General features: G+C 44.5%; 10 protein-coding genes. 3 read left to right on the forward strand and 7 right to left on the reverse strand.

The genetic code is table 11. The features are described from left to right. Window positions 1-50: 50 nt before the first annotated feature. The 6 genes from HMPREF0373_RS15875 to HMPREF0373_RS01965 form a co-directional block, all read right to left on the reverse strand. Window positions 51-2,855 (reverse strand): Ig-like domain-containing protein, encoded by a 2,805-nt coding sequence (locus tag HMPREF0373_RS15875; protein ID WP_081695178.1) that lies wholly within the window; start codon window positions 2,853-2,855, stop codon window positions 51-53. A gap of 187 nt (window positions 2,856-3,042) precedes the next feature. Further along, the gene (locus tag HMPREF0373_RS01945) at window positions 3,043-8,217 is read right to left on the reverse strand and encodes a dockerin type I repeat-containing protein (RefSeq protein ID WP_044962578.1); all 5,175 of its coding nucleotides are present in this window, start codon (window positions 8,215-8,217) and stop codon (window positions 3,043-3,045) included. Window positions 8,218-8,257: 40 nt separating this feature from the next. After that, complete coding sequence (locus tag HMPREF0373_RS01950) at window positions 8,258-8,641, reverse strand: hypothetical protein (RefSeq protein ID WP_021737877.1); 384 nt, start codon at window positions 8,639-8,641, stop codon at window positions 8,258-8,260. 148 nt (window positions 8,642-8,789) lie between these two features. After that, the gene (locus HMPREF0373_RS01955; RefSeq protein ID WP_021737878.1) at window positions 8,790-9,425 is read right to left on the reverse strand and encodes a response regulator transcription factor; all 636 of its coding nucleotides are present in this window, start codon (window positions 9,423-9,425) and stop codon (window positions 8,790-8,792) included. Between the two features lie 18 nt (window positions 9,426-9,443). Beyond that, complete coding sequence (locus HMPREF0373_RS01960) at window positions 9,444-10,400, reverse strand: sensor histidine kinase (RefSeq protein WP_044962579.1); 957 nt, start codon at window positions 10,398-10,400, stop codon at window positions 9,444-9,446. A 4-nt stretch (window positions 10,401-10,404) separates the two neighbouring features. Further along, window positions 10,405-12,018, reverse strand: a complete 1,614-nt coding sequence (locus HMPREF0373_RS01965) for a histidine kinase N-terminal 7TM domain-containing protein (RefSeq protein ID WP_021737880.1) — start codon at window positions 12,016-12,018, stop codon at window positions 10,405-10,407. A 189-nt stretch (window positions 12,019-12,207) separates the two neighbouring features. Between HMPREF0373_RS01965 and HMPREF0373_RS01970 the strand changes: the two genes are divergently transcribed. The 3 genes from HMPREF0373_RS01970 (at window position 12,208) to HMPREF0373_RS01980 (ending at window position 14,749) form a co-directional block, all read left to right on the forward strand. Beyond that, window positions 12,208-13,053 (forward strand): helix-turn-helix transcriptional regulator, encoded by an 846-nt coding sequence (locus HMPREF0373_RS01970; RefSeq protein ID WP_044962580.1) that lies wholly within the window; start codon window positions 12,208-12,210, stop codon window positions 13,051-13,053. A gap of 142 nt (window positions 13,054-13,195) precedes the next feature. Further along, window positions 13,196-14,152 (forward strand): biotin synthase BioB, encoded by a 957-nt coding sequence (bioB, locus tag HMPREF0373_RS01975; RefSeq protein ID WP_021737882.1) that lies wholly within the window; start codon window positions 13,196-13,198, stop codon window positions 14,150-14,152. A gap of 30 nt (window positions 14,153-14,182) precedes the next feature. Continuing rightward, on the forward strand, window positions 14,183-14,749 hold the full coding sequence (locus tag HMPREF0373_RS01980; protein ID WP_021737883.1) for a biotin transporter BioY: 567 nt from the start codon (window positions 14,183-14,185) through the stop codon (window positions 14,747-14,749). A gap of 121 nt (window positions 14,750-14,870) precedes the next feature. Here the strand turns inward: HMPREF0373_RS01980 and rny are convergent, their stop codons facing one another. After that, window positions 14,871-16,415: a ribonuclease Y gene (gene rny, locus HMPREF0373_RS01985; protein WP_457851860.1), complete on the reverse strand. Its 1,545-nt coding sequence runs from the start codon at window positions 16,413-16,415 to the stop codon at window positions 14,871-14,873. Window positions 16,416-16,604 lie beyond the last annotated feature (189 nt).

Raw genomic sequence — 16,604 nt, forward strand, 5'->3', positions numbered from 1 at the left:
TTCTGCCGCCGCACCAATCGAATGCTTGGTTCAGCATAGAAAGAATGTGGTTATCTTACGTTTGTTTTTCTCTTTTTGCTGATAATTGTTGTGCCAGCTACTGCACTGCCGGCCAGGAATAAGGTAAACCAAAGTGCCATCATACCATTATCGTCTGTCTTAGGAGCCTTCTTTTCGTTGGAAGCTGCAGGTTTTTTCGTATCAACCGGTGCAGGTGTCTCAGTTGTTGTAGTTGGAATAGCCGGTTTGATCGTCTCCGTTGGCTTTGGCGGCTCAGACGGTGTTGGTGTCTCCGTTGGTTTGGTTGTCTCAGGCGGTGTTACGACCTCAGACTGCTTCTTCATGTTGTAACTGTTCGTAAAGATGATCTCTTCCAATGGATTATTTGTGTCTAAGTTTTCTTTGTCAGATACCTGGAAGAATCTCCATCCGTCAATACTGTCATAATTATCAACAAACATCGGCATTACATAGAATTTTGCTTCATCATACTTCCATCCTTCAGCAGTTCCTTTGATCTGACTGAGGATAAAGCCTTCTGCAATCAGTCTTGCATCACGCTCTTTGCATGTAAATACAAAACTTCCCTCATAAGTTTTTTCACCGTCCGTTGTGATCGTATCTTTCACGATTGTGGTTTTTACCGTAGTACCAAACGGCTCGATCATAAACTGGAAGGATTCTTTGGCAGGATCCATCTCGCCTGTCTTTTTCACGATAAGTTTGAATGGAACTTCTACACGGATGGTTCCTTCTTCTAACTGTTCCTCAATCACATGCTGACATTCGGTACATTTTACAGCATAATCAAAGGTTGCTCCGCCTTCATGATCCGGTGTATGCGGCTGTGCAGCATCATAGGTATCATCATACAGACATTTATGTGCATGTCCGCTCTCACCAAGATCTACCCAATCTGTACCATATACGTGGGCACCCAGTGCTCCATTGTAGAACTTATCTGTTGCTGCTGCATCATCTTTTGCACTGTGTGTTGCATCATTTGCACAAGTATACCAGTAGGTATCGTACTCACGACAGTCTGCTGCTGTAGACCTTCTGTGTGCTTCGTCTGTCTTCTTTACGGTATAGCTGTGACCGGTTGCTTTTAATACCACACTGTTCTTATCTTTGATCTCAGTCTTTGCAGCTGCATCTTCAAAGAAAGCACCGCATGAGCATTTATAGTATGCTTTGTTGCCGTCTGCGGTACAGGTTGCCGCTTTACCTTTCACAGGAGTCAGATGATTTGCATGAATATGGCCTGTGCGTTCTGCAAGAACTGCACCACAATCAAGACAAACCTGATCCTCTGTCTCAGTTGCTGCCGGACCCGGGCGATGCGCTTTCACGGCATCATAAGTATCGTCAAATTTACACTTATGTGCGTGTCCTGCTGTTCCACAATTTACCCAGTCTGTGCCATATACATGAGCACCTCTTCTACCGTTGTAGAACTTATCTGTTGCTTCCGCATCATCCTTTGCACTGTGTGCCGCATCGTTTGCACAGGTATACCAATAAGTATCATACTCACGACAGTCTGCTGCTGTAGATCTTCTGTGTGCTTCATCTGTCTTTTTCACGGTATAGCTGTGACCGGTTGCTTTTAATACCACACTGCTGTGGTCTTCGATCTCAACATTTGCTGCATCATCCTCAAAGAACTTACCACAATCACATTTGTAGTATTCCTTATTTCCATCTGTCGTACAGGTAACATTTACAGCATCCACTTTTGTAAGGTGTTTTGCATGTATATGTCCGGTTGCAGGCTGGATGATGTATCCGCATTCTGTACAAGTCTGGGCTGTTGTCTCAGTGGCAGCAGCTCCCGGTGTATGAGCAATTACCGTATCATGGTGATCTGCATTACGATTGCAGATATGTGCATGACCATCAGCCTCTTTGTAACCCCAGTCAGAAGTATTAAAGTCATGGTCATCATTGGTTGCTCTGTAAGGAATCGCAGAAATCGGATTTCCACTCATGTCAAATAAGTTTTCGCAGAGTGAACACTTCTGATAAGCGTCCCATCCTTTTTCTGTACAGTTAGAATCCTTCGCAGCTACTGTTGTCAGTGCATGTGCACAAGTTACTCTAACTGTGCAGGTTGCAGACTGCTCTCCTGCTTTTGCTGTGATAACTGCTTCACCCGGAGCTACTGCAGTTACTTTACCTGTAGCAGCATCTACATTTGCTACTTCCGGTGCATTTGTGAACCATACAACGGTATCCGTAGAGTCAGCCGGTGTAACAGTTGCTACCAGACTCGTGTCATCCTGTCCGGTGGTCAGAGACATTTCCGTCTTATTCAAAGTAAGTGCTGTCGCCGGCTTCGGCGCTGCTTTTACGGTGATGGTGGATAACGTATACTCATCAACAGCAATGTTATCTTCATCCTGATCAAAAAGATCATCCGGGTCTTCCACATAAAGTTTTACAACCTGTTCTCCACTCGCATCAGCATTTACTTTACACTGAAATGTCATCAATTCTGTTTCGTCTGTGCTGGTGTAATTTCCTGATCCGGCAACAAACATTTTTGTGGATTCCGTAAATTCTGCAATCGGTGCTTTCAATTTTGCTGCTAATCCTTCGACTGCTTTACCGGAACCCTCCACATAAGTCAAACCGTCCGGAATGATAATTTCAAATCTCATACAGCATACACTATCAATCGGACCAAGTTTTACAGAATAGGTGATCGTATCACCTGGGGATGCTGTCGTTTTGTCAGGTGTCATTTTATAATAACTGGACTTGCCTGTTACCGCAAATGCCGGCACTGCAGTTACCAGCATTACAAAAACCATGACAAAACTAAGCAATAGGGATGTTATTCGCTTGTTCATGACCAAGCTCCTTTTCTATTTATTTGCGGGGCATTTTGATACACACGCTGCCGCAGCCTCGCTTAGTTACGGTCAGGTGGGGAAGAAGATGTCTCTTCTGTTTATTACTTAACATTCTATGCTGCCCCATGTGGCATGTAAGGACAACATAGAATGTTTAAGACTACTTGTTGTACTTCCGTCTCATTTACCAGAGTAATTTCGTTTTGTTCACATGTGCATAAATCCGATTCCAGTCTTTCATATTAATCTTTTTATCTCCGCTGACTTCCGCACATTTCAACGCATAATCTTTCAATTCGGTTGTTTTGTTCACATGTGCATAAACATTGTTCCAATCTTTCATATTTACTTTTCCGTCACCGTTGACATCACCCAGCAGCTGGATGACTACATCCTGTTTTACCGGATCTGTACCTACGGTAACCGTATACTCTCTGGTAACGTGATTCTTCTTCATCACGTTCAAAGTATAGGTTCCTGCCGGAACTTCCGTAAATGCATAGTCAACCGTATATTTATTACCGCTCTTTGTTCCACCGGAAACTGTTGTTTCTTTGAACACATCCGTTTTTCCCTGTTCGATGAGCTGAAGTGTGACCGGTTCTGTTTCAGACTGGAAGCTTACCGCGGAACCGGAAACTTCCACGCCGGTGGCTGTCATTGTAAAGACGACCTCGATATGCACGTTATCCTTCTCCTTAGAAACCGTTACGCCATCCGTAAGCTCTTTTCCTTCCACAGATACCTTAAAATCATCTGCGAAACTGTTGTTCGGTGCGGCCTTGTAGGTAATTCCAAAACGATACTTTCTGCCTGGCTGCAATTCCTTAGATACCATAGACTCACCGGTCTCTTCATCTTTGACCCAATAGGAGTCTACGCTGAAACCATGGGTTGCTCCGGAAGGGATCTCATTGAAGCGGTATGACTCATGTGGCTCACCTTCCCGCAATGTCGCATCGAATCTGCTGACAAACGTTTTTTGGAATGCATACGTTCCATTCGGTGCATTGTCCACTGAAAGCAATGCCTCTGCTCCATTTTCCTGCGTCATATAAAGCTGGAATATACCGCCGTTTGCAATACGGCCTTTTTCAGAAGAAACTTCCACAAATACGCTATACTTTCTGTCTACACGGAAGGTTCCATCTTCTGCCAGTTCACTCTTATCCGGATCGTAATTTCCGGAACTGTCGGCACGGACACGGCATTCCTCGCCTACATCATAGGAATGGTTGCCATTTTTGTCCACAAACCAGGTCAGATTCGATACATACAGATCACCGGACTCTTCTACATAAGTATCTTCCGCACTTGTCATCTTCTCGCCGGCCCGTGGAGCACGAATGCCTTTTACCGTTGCCTGTGTAAAAGATTCCACATTTCCGACATCGAAATAATACTTGAATATTACTCTCGGTTCTCCTCCAAAGTTATAGTAAACCCCTGCGAAATCAATCTCATGACCATTTAAGAACACCTTTACATCCGGTGCAATTGAGAATTTCTGCCCTGCTGCTGTCTCATCGCTTGAGAGTTGCACATCCAATGCATTGACATATATGCCGTCATCGTACCGTGCGGTAGGTTTCTGCTTTGCATCGAAAACATCCCGGATCACGTCATACCATTCAATACTTGACTCAGCATCTGCATCTTCGTATGGATTTCCACTGCCTTTCGGATCACCGTCTAATTTCGAAACACGACTGGAATAACTCCACATGTCACGACCGTATACTGTCTTGATTCCTTTCAGATTGGTAATATTTAATTTCATAAAGTGGGTGTAATATCCTTTTGCCCAGTCATCTCCCTCGTATCGATAATCATTTTTTACCGGTTCGCGTGTGGAGAAATTAATTGTTTTCAGATATTGCACATCCGGATTACGTACAAATACCGTCACCGGGAAGATTGCTTTTGACCAGGTAGAGCCGCCCTCCTCAAAGGAGTAAGCATTTGTATTTTTGTCAAATGTTGTGATTCTGTAGTAGTTCTCACTGCCTCCCACATATGCCGGATCTGCACCCAGATCCACTGCTTTCCGGATCACTGTGTCCCCGGAAAAACCATTTGTCTCAAGCTCGGCCGTATCTACGCTGTAATACTGGGTACTACTGGATTTATAATCTTTCTTCATCACCATAAAATACCCTTCTTTTGCATGTACACGGTAAGTAAATCTCACATAATCGTTATACGCGACCTTTGACATTTCTGCACTGGACATGCCGCTGCTTGTAAAATTCCAGATATCAAAGTCCAGATATTTGTCTGTCTCTTCGGTTATCTTTAATCCACTTGCAGACCAGACAGATTTTACTACCGGCTTTATGCTCGTATAAGACTGTCCTATATAGTCGGTATAATCGATCGGTTCTACCTCGAATCCTGCAATCGGTACATCCACACGCACGGAATTTTCTTGACACACAGCACCGGATGAATTATAGATCCTGTATCCGACTGTGGCGGAGCCCGGACGCAATGCCTCTGCCTGACCGGTGTCACTGTCGATATTTACGATTTGCGGATCACTGGAAAACCATTTATAGGTATAATTCCAATAACTGTCAATGGTAGAGTCGCTCGGATAAATCTTATGTTCAAAATTGAGTTTCGTCACACCTGCCGGTACCATGTACGGGAAGTTGGAATTTTCTCTGGACGGATCACTGAGCATCTCACCATTTACCGTGAGATAATTACCGCTGGACTCTTTTTCCATTTTTACATAAAACGGCTCTGATCGCTCTCTGTAAGAATTGCCATATTTATCTTTTCCATAGACATATGCCACGAAGGTGTAATCTCCCGGCACAAAATTATTGGTATAGAAAAACCGGTTCATATCCAGTTTACCGTCGCTGTCACATTTGATCTGACTGCTTTTTGCCGGAGCTCCCTTCGGTCTTGACTGAAGTTTTATCAAATATTCTGTAACGGTATACCAATTAGCATCCTTATTCAGATTAATCTGCAGATAATGCGGATCCGTCCAGTTTCTGTGGCTTGATTTACCGGTAATATACGGCATTCTCGTACTGTCATAATCTTTTCCGGAAACCAGGACCGGATTCGGACTATACCAGGTCTTTCCGTTATAATCAAATTTTGCACGATAGGTTCCATTTTGATCTACCGAACAACGGCCGTTTTTATCTACCGTTACTCCGGTAAGATCCTGATAACCAGAACCGCCAAGCTCTCTGAATTCCCACTTCACATCTTCGATGCTCAGTTTTTTCTGCGTCATCGGATCTTTAAAATCAAATTCCTTTAAAAATTCAAAACCGGGATCCAGAGTGACTGTTTTGCCGGTTACCGCTGTGACTACTTCATTGATATCCGGGACAACAAAGTCTGTCTGGGAAGAACCGTCTCTGCGCACACTGATTGACGGCATTGCAAAAATCTTCTGTACTTCCTCCACTGCACAGACATCATTCTCGTCACTTCCCTGTATAAACAGTTGGAGGGTCAATTCCAGTGGTCCCGGCTGCAGCGGGGTAAAGCACCAATGTGCTTTGAGATTTCTGCCACTGCCGATGGATTGTGATTCAGATTTTTTCTGTTTTCCATATTTATTGATATAATAATATATGTATTTGTATGATGTCTCTGTCTTATCAGTAAGTCCCAGCTGTTCCAGCCGATCCAAGGTTGCATTGTCCGGATACACGACAAAGTTCTGCGGATCCCCTTTTACACCAATCGTAGTATCCACATTAAAATGCATGACTTCCGACACCTGAGCAACCGGTGCATCTGAAATGAAGAAGATATAATAATCATCAAATGTACGCGTATGCGTATTATGACCTACCCACTTTTCTTCTACCTGCATGACCAGCTTGTACCTTTTGCCTGGCTTGTAATCAATTTTTTTGCCTTTTGTGGTCCGTAATTGATTCACATCACAAACAGGTGCCGTAGATTCCATCTTTTCCGAAATGATGGAAAAACCATCCTGCACCCAGAACCCCCAGGTGATGGTGCGATCTGTTCTGTCCTGATAATCGAACGCGAGTTTTTCCTCTTCCTCCGGTGTAAAATATGGTTCATACGAGGCATCAAACACATATGGTTTATCCTCGTTTGGATTGTAAGCATTCGTTTCGCCTGTATCGCGGTCATTTATCTTCACCCGAGAACCATAGTCTGACTTTGGCCGGATGATCGTCTTCTTACTTCCTGTGACGTCACCGTCTTTCTCTGCAAGCTCTTCACCACCGTAGATCAGATCTGCCTCTTCCATATTTACCCATTTTTGGAGAATGTTGACCTCTCCGTATCGGCCGGGCATATAGTTATGATGGGTAAATCCTTTAAATAAATCACCTGCGTCAGGCGATTCTGGAACGTATCCCTCGATAACTACTTTATCTACCTTATGCGTATCAAATGTTCCGGCTTTGATCTGCACATTGACATCGTTCTGATAGTATGTCTGAAATACATCGGCACCGCCACAGCCTTTGAAGTATCCATCCGTAATGTTGATACTGGCACCTCGTTTCATCTGAAAAACTGCACATTTTTTTACTTTGCCGGTATCCGGACGAGGATTCCATCCCGTATACGGCGTATAGGAATATCCTCTTGCCAGAAGTGCTCCGCCATATATAGAGACTTTACTGTTCGTTCCTGCTACGATCACAGAACCGTTTGCCTGGTTGCGGGCATATCCATCATAGCAATATTCATCTTCCGGACCGTTACAGCAGGCTGCATACATCCATTGCTTTTTCGAACGCCCACATTCAAAAGTCGCTCCGGAAGCGTTGATCTCTAACTCGCCACCATCCGATACGTGGAACATATCCACGCAGGCTGTATCTGCAAAAGTATCGTTTGCATCGCAAATCCACGTATCACATGCGATCTTGCCGCCGCCTTTACTGTCCACGATCGTCAGTTTGGCACCATCCTTGATCTGAAATATAGTAAAATGATATGGTCTGCCACCTCGAAGATAGTTATATGGTTTCATATAAAGCGTTTTACCATTCAGGTCAATGACATTATTTCCCTTTACATTAACATCACCGATCCAGTCTTTTGTGTTGTGAGAATTAAATTCAACACTGATATCGCTCTGCAGGCGGATCTTTGTATTGCTGCCTGCACTTTCCAGAGCTTTCACCATGTTTTTGTACCAGGTTTCCGAGGTTGCACCATATTTGGTACCATCCGGCGCCGTATGATTTCCGATGTTCATCCATTGACTGTAATCATCTGTTGCAAGTGCCATGTCTTTCGCATTTACCGGCAGTGCCGAAAGCGGCACCATACCGACTGCCAGCACGATCGCCAGCAGCAAACTGAGCATCTTGCTGCGCTTTTTGCCTCTCATCTCTCTTCCTCCTCTCTTTTTGCAGGATCCTTTCTTCCTGCTACATCGCATAGATCTGATCCATCAGATACTCTGCGGTCATCGATCCATAGAAAAACTGGTCGATCAGACCGTTTTTCTTGGCATCACGGATGTCCCTGGCTGCCTGCTTTTCCGAATTGGAATCAACGATAAGGGCAATCTTGCACTCGGGACACACCGTCTTTACCTTGTCACGAAGCTTCAGCCTCTCGCAGAGCAGCCAGGGGGTATAGCCTGTCACTTCCATAATCAGAACAAACGGTTTGTACAACCGACATAGTTCGACTGTGTTCATTGGGGATTCTGCACGAACTACATCAATGTCGTAGTCTGAATTTTTGAAGGCGGCCGCTACAGAATCAGCAAACAGATAATTCTGCATATCGACCACAATTTTTTGCATCAACCATCCCCTCCTTTCCTTTGCGTTACAAAATGCCTCAATTATTTGTTTCCTCTTTCTTTATCTGAATTTTAGCAAAGAAAAAAGGCTCTGTCTGTCCACATAACTGTGGACAAATGAGCCTTTTTCCATATTTTTTTGCATCTTGTTACAAATCCAGCTGGCTTCCCGGCACAACGAGACGTTTTCCGACCGCCGCGACCATGAGACGATTCCGGTTTGGATAACCGGTTTTCTCCAGCATACGGTTAATATAAGTACGCACAGAGGATTCTGCCACGTTCAGTTTGGCAGCGATCTCCGCATTGGTTTTTCCTTCACACAGCAGACGCAGCGTTTGCAATTCCTGGTCTGATAATTCACAGGACAATGCTTTGCCCAGCTGCACGGCCGGTGTACTGTCCGGCCAGAACTGCCTGCCTTCCAGTGTTCCTTCGATCACATCCACGAGATCACCGGAAGGGGAATCTTTGTACCAGAAACTCTCGGCACCGATTTTTCTTGCCCGATCTAGGAAACGTCCTTCCAGCATAGAAGTCACCATCACAATTTTGATCCGCGGATAAAACTTTTTGATCGATTCCGCTGCTGTCAGACCGTCTGAATCATTTTCTGTACAGATATCCATAAGAATCAGGTCGATATGCCCCTCGCTGCATCGCTGCAATGCCGCATCCGCCCGGGTCAAGGTCCCTGCCACTTCACAATCTGTGCATTTTTCCACACAGGAGCACAGATACATGCGCGCCAGTGCCTGATCCTCCACAATCAGTATTTTTCTCATAACGCTCTTTTAACTCCCTTACTCATGTTTCCTTTTTGGTATCTCAATACAAAGAATAAATTCCGGTAAACTTTGTATACGCATTGTCCCGCCTGCTGCCTCAATCCGGCGGCGTAAATTTGTCAGTCCACCGCCCTCCCGGACCGGCTGCTCCGGCTGTTTGCCATTATTCCGGATCATTACGGTGATGATATCATCGTTTTTCCGGATACAGGCTGCAAGTTCTGTGGCCTTTGCATATTGCACGGCATTGGTCAGGCAGACCTGCATCGCCGTATAAATAAGCTCAGACATATCTCCGTCTGGTATCTTTCCGGTGATCCGAATCGTTACACCACTGCTTTTTGCTGCATGGTACAAGCTGTCCTTCGCAGGCTCCAGAACCGAATCACGGAACGCAATGCTTTTCTCCCATTCACGGAGCACTACTTCCGCAGAGATACGATCCAGATCCCCGGCAAGAAATTGCTTCGTCACGGTAATGCAGGAGGCAAGGCTGTCATGCATGGCAGATTTTGCTGCAAGTGCTTCTTTCTCCCGTGCAACTGCTTCCACCGTTTTGGAAAGCTCCTTCAGCTTTTCTGCATCCTGCGCCAATTTATGATTATCAATGGCAAACTGTGTCAACGCCTGATGCAATTGAGTGACATCCGCAGCCGTAAGCTGTGTATAAGTTTCTTTGTAACGATCCGTGACAATCCTTTTTTCAAATTTCCATATCGTCTGATCCGGAAACTGATACGTATTCTCCGCATGGGCAATGGGCACAACCCCATCCGGCGGGGATGCGAGTGCCTGCTCTGCCTCCGCCAGATATTGAATCGAACTGTGAAGCAGATACTGACTCAATTCATACATGCGGCGATTACATAATACGACGCCTCCTGTGCTGTCAAAAAAGCATGTGGCTGTCGGTAATTGATCGAAGCTTTCTTTAATGACATTAAATCCGAAATGTCTCCGTTTTAAGCGCATCCTCTCACCCTCCTATCTGTGTGCGGATCAGCCACAAACCGTCCTCATTGCAGACAGTAACCTTCCTGGTGGCAAGCACGGACAAATCTGCCGCACATTCCACTGACAGATCCATCTCACTGTCCGATACAGAAATAAACAGTGACTGTAACTCATCAATTGCATGTTCTGCGACATCTTTTAACAGATCAAACAAACGCAATACCTCGGTGGCATGCATCGGTCCGGTTGTGCGATAGACCACACCACATTCTGTACCGCAGGCTGTCATGGCACGCACTGCTTCATCTACGGTCAAACGGATTTCCTGTTGCGGGAGCAATTCATATTCACGGCACAGAAAACGCAGATTTACACTTCTTTTGATATATGTACCGAGCAACAGAATGCGTTTCATCAGACGCTTCTGCTCAGTGGAATCGGCATTCTTACACTGAGCAACCAGCTGACGGATGTGGGAGGTCTGTTCCGCATAACGTGTCTCCAATTCATCATAGATGCGGTTCTTTTCTGTTAATTCGTATAGCTTTTTCTGAACCAGATAAGCTTCCTGCAATTTTTTCTTATTCTCGTGTAATACCATCCTGTTTTTGGACAAACGAACCTGTAATTGCGAAAGCTGACGTATATTATCCTGCCACACGACATAACCACCGCTGATCGGCGCAGATGAAATCCGCATTTCATCTTTGTAAAGGATGCTGCCGACCTGCTGCGGACAGATTACATCTGCTTTAGCAGCCTGGGAACGCAGCACAATATGCCCTTCACGGTCTGTGATACAGGCTGCCAGCGTAGTTGCCTCAAATAACTCCGCATATCCTGTATTGGACTGTATCATCCGACAGTAGATACAGCTTTCATAGATTGCTGCGTACAACAGACAAAACATCACATTCATATCTCCGAACAGCCAGCGGACACCCGATACATCTGCCAGATACAACACAGCATACAAAATCATAAGACAGGCGATGCCAAATGGCATGAGCCGCCTCTTATTGCTGCCCGGTATACGGCTTTTTTTCCAAAAACAGATGAGAGAACACAGGATGCAGCCGACCATCCACAAAATGCTCACAAAATACAGCAGGCAATGAGAGTAGGAATAATTGTCCGGCACACCGGGGACACCACTGGAAAAAGCAAATACGTGCTGATGCAGATCATTGGTGATCACACACGCAAACAACACAATCGGAATCACTGCAAGCATTCGTTTCTTCAGATTCATGCGATAGTCCTCCGGCTGTCCCAGACACAATGCGGTATACATCCCCAGCAATGGAATAAACAACATCGGCAGATAATACAAATACCATAAATAACGAGCAACCGTCAGATCTGTCACCACTTCGTATTTTAATGTGCGCAATATAAGCCAGAAAAGCATAAGTGCTGCTATCAGACGCAGACAATGCAATGCCTGCTTTTGCAAAATCCGCCGGTCGATGGAATACCCCCACAGAGCAAATAATAACAAATATAACACTGCACGGATATTACTCGGATACTTTCCTCCGATATCATACATGGCAAGCATCCGGCAAGTGTACGCTGCTGCAACGATCACAAACGCCACCAGGATGGCATACGCTTGTTTGTATTTTCGTTTCACGGCCTCCCCTCCCTCATACTTTTGTGCTTCTAAAATGTTTTTTGCTATTTATAGCGTAGCATATACAACTTTTTTTCTCAAGGCAGAAATTTGCCGTGTTTTCGCTTTTATGATATTATCAACAATATTTCTAATTCAAGAATGCTCTCAGCATTCTTATACAACATTCACCAAATTCTGGAGGGTTCTATGATATCTTATGAAACACACATTCTGCCAAATTCTGATTACTACGTATATACTCCAAGCACCCTGGCAAAAAAACTGTTTTTCTACCCCATCTGTATCGGGTCTTTTCGTTATGAAAGCGGTTACCGTCTGGCACGCGATTCTTACGACAGTTTTCTGATGATGTACATTTTAAAAGGAACTTGTTTTGTAACGGTTGGCAGCCATACAATGCAGGCGATGGCAGATCAGCTTGTTCTTCTTGATTGCTATGCGCCACATGTCTACGGTACAGATTCCGGTTTCGAAGCTCTCTGGCTCCACTTTGATGGACCGATGGCGCGTATCTTTTACGAAACAATTGTGTCCGAAAAAGGATCTTTGCTCTATCCAGCTCACCCGGATGCCATCCACAGATCCCTCTATCATATCTACGATACTTTCCGCAGCCATGCACCAATTGCAGAAGACCAGATTTCCGGCACGATCACAAATATTCTGTCTGATTTGTTATCCTCAGAAAAAGCGCAACAAGTTTCCGGCAAAACGCAGATTGGTATATCTGAAGCCATTTCACACATCAACAAATATTTTTACAAGTCCATTACGCTCCAGGAGCTCGCAGACATTGCCGCATTGAGTCCATATTATTTTTCCCGGGTATTTGCCAGAGAAACCGGCATGACTCCTCATAAGTATCTCATCAGCACCCGCATGGCAAATGCAAAATTTTTGCTGAAAACAAGTCAGATGTCTGTAAAAGAAATTGCAATTCGCTCCGGGTTTTCTGATGAAAGTGGCTTTTGTACTGCTTTTAAGAAACAGGAAGGAATGACACCAAAAGAATATCGTTCTTCCAATTGTTAATCCATTTTTCTATTATTTTTTCAAATGTCAACCTAAAAATATTTTATAGGTTGACATTTCGTTTTTTTGTGCTTATACTTAGCTCCAGAACCGACTCCGTAAGAGTAGGAAGCGTATATCAAATTGAAATGGAGAATGAATTATGAGTCTCACTGAACTTACGAAAGAAATTATAAACGGACGGCGCCTGACCCGTGATGACGATCTGTCATTTTTTGAAACTGCAGATCTGACAGAACTGGCTGCCGGCGCAAATGAAATCCGACAGGCATTATGTGGAAATTCTGTAGATTTATGCACGATCATCAACGGCCGTGCCGGAAAATGCTCGGAAAACTGTAAATTTTGTGCACAGTCATCTTTTCACCATACTTCCTGTGAAACGTATGGCATGCTGGACACTGATGTCGTTCTTGCAGACTGCCGTGCCAGAGAAGCTGCCGGCGTGCATGCATACTCCATCGTCACAGCAGGAAGAACGGTGGAAGGCGAAGATCTGGAAAAACTGATCCACACCTATGAGGAATTACGCAAAAACAGTAAGCTGCGTCTGTGTGCTTCCCATGGATTACTGGCACCGGAAGCATTTTTCCGTCTGAAAGATGCCGGAGTTACCATGTATCATGCTAATATCGAGACATCCCGCCGCAACTTTCCAAATATCTGTACCACTCATACATATGATGACAAGATCCGTGAAATCAAACTGGCACAGAACGCAGGACTTTCTGTCTGTTCCGGTGGCATTATCGGTATGGGCGAAACGTTTGCTGACCGGCTGGATATGGCAGTATCTTTGTCAGAGCTTGGCATTGTATCTATCCCGATCAATGCACTGATCCCAGTTTCAGGAACTCCGTTTGCTGAGCTTCCGCCACTGACAGAGGATGAGATCATCCGTACAGTTGCCATGTTCCGCTACCTGAATCCGGATGCATATATCCGTATGGCAGCAGGACGCAGTTATTTCAAAGACGGTGGTCGTCGATTGTTTGAAGCAGGCGTCAATGCCACTATCACAGGTGACATGCTTACTACAGTCGGAAATAATACCAGACAGGATCAGCAAATGCTTACTGATATGGGCTTCGAGATATAAAATCAATACTTAGAAAATGGAGAATGACTTATGAACAACACAGCAACAAAAACAAATTCAAAATTTACGATTCAACAGATTGCCATGATTGCAGTTATGACCGCTGTAACTTGTGTATTGGCACCGCTTTCCGTTCCGATTGGTCCGGTGCCGATTTCGCTTACCAACCTTGTGATTTATTTTTCCCTGTTCATTCTGGGAACGAAAAAAGGAACGATTAGCTATCTGATCTATCTTCTGATCGGTCTGGTTGGAATCCCGGTATTTTCCGGCTTTACCAGCGGTCCCGGAAAACTCTTTGGTCCAACCGGTGGTTATCTGATCGGTTTTATCCCGCTGGCACTGATCGCAGGTTACTTTATCAATCATTTTCATAACAAAAAAGCTCTCAGCTTCCTTGGCATGATCCTCGGAACTGCTGTATGCTATGCACTTGGAACCACATGGCTCGCCATTCAGGCGCACATGGGTTTTCAGGCAGCACTTATGGCTGGTGTTGTTCCTTTCCTGCCAGGTGATTTTATTAAAATGATTCTTGCTCTGCTGATTGCACCGCAGATCCGCAAACAGTTAGATGCTGCCGGACTTGCACGTTAACTTTTTTGACTCATACCTCTTTTTATATTCATGCAAAAAGACCTGTAAATCTTCTTTCGAAGACTTACAGGTCTTTACATTCATTTTCATCATACGAACTGTTGACTATGGTCTATGATACTTATTTTGCGTAATCTGTTACACGGCTTTCACGGATAACATTTACCTTGATCTGACCCGGATATTCCAATTCAGCTTCAATCTGTTTTGAAACATCTCTGGCCAAAAGTACCATATCTGCATCACTGATCTGCTCAGGTACAACCATAATACGAACTTCTCTGCCCGCCTGAACTGCAAAAGATTTGTCTACTCCCTTGAAACTGTTTGTAATATCTTCCAGTTTCTTTAATCTGTTTGAATATGTTTCCAGTGTCTCTCTACGTGCACCCGGTCTTGCTGCCGAAATTGTATCAGCGGCCTGCACAAGACATGCGATCAAGCTTTCCGGCTCAACATCGCCATGATGTGCTTCTACAGCATTGATCACGGTTGCAGATTCTTTGAACTTTCTGCAAAGTTCAACACCTAACTGGATGTGGGAACCTTCCATCTCATGGTCAACAGATTTACCGATATCATGCAGAAGTCCTGCACGTTTCGCGATTCTGACATCCACACCGATTTCTGCTGCAAGCAGTCCACTTAACTGTGCTACTTCGATGGAATGCTTTAATGCATTCTGACCATAACTGGTACGGAATTTCATACGTCCAAGAAGACGTACCAATTCCGGATGAATACCATGTACACCTACTTCAAGTGTAGCGGCCTCACCTTCCTCACGGATCATATTTTCTACTTCTTTCTGTGCTTTTTCTACCATCTCTTCGATTCTGGCCGGATGGATACGTCCATCTACGATCAGTTTTTCAAGAGCGATACGTGCCACTTCACGACGGATTGGATCAAAACCGGACAGAATAACTGCTTCCGGTGTGTCATCAATGATCAGATCAACACCTGTCATCGTCTCAAGCGTACGGATATTACGTCCCTCACGTCCGATGATACGTCCTTTCATCTCGTCATTTGGAAGCTGCACAACAGAAATTGTAGTTTCGGCAACATGATCGGCTGCGCATTTCTGAATTGCGTTTACAACGTATTCTTTTGCTTTCTTTCCAGCCTCTTCTTTTGCCTGATGCTCCATTTCCTTGATCAACTTTGCAGTGTCCAGTTTTACATCTTCTTCAACTGTTTTCAAGAGATATTCTTTTGCCTGTTCAGAGGTGAGTCCTGAAATTCGCTCCAGTTCCTGTATGCGTTCTTCATTCAGCTTGGCAACTTCTGCTTTCTGTCGCTTGATTTCTTCCTCTTTTGCTGCAAAACTCTGTTCACGACGTTCGATGGCTTCCAGTTTTTTGTCCAGGTTGAACTCTTTCTGTTCCACACGACGCTCGTTTCGCTGAATCTCAGATCTGCGGTCTTTGATTTCTTTGTCAAGTTCGTTCTTTGTCTTGATGGACTCTTCCTTGACTTCCAGCAAAGCCTCGCGTTTCTTTGTCTCAGCAGCTTTCACAGCTTCATCGATGATTGCTCTCGCACGATCTTCTGCACTTCCGATTTTCTCATCAGAGACTTTCTTGAAATGTGCATTGGATGCTACGTAAGTAAGCAAAATCGCAACTACAGCAGTTATTACCACCGCGATGATAATATGCACCACAGGAGCACCTCCTTATTTAGTTTTCATTGTACATATAACAATTTATATCTGGTATTATGTCATAAATTACAACTATTAAATTTTATACTTTTTTGTGCGTTCTGTCAAGCAAATAATACCTACCATCCAGTCAAACTGTGAACTATTCCCTCACAATGTAAAGCGGACATTCGCAATCCGCTTTCG

Origin of the sequence: Eubacterium ramulus ATCC 29099 (assembly GCF_000469345.1) — a bacterium.
Taxonomy (GTDB): domain Bacteria; phylum Bacillota; class Clostridia; order Lachnospirales; family Lachnospiraceae; genus Eubacterium_I; species Eubacterium_I ramulus.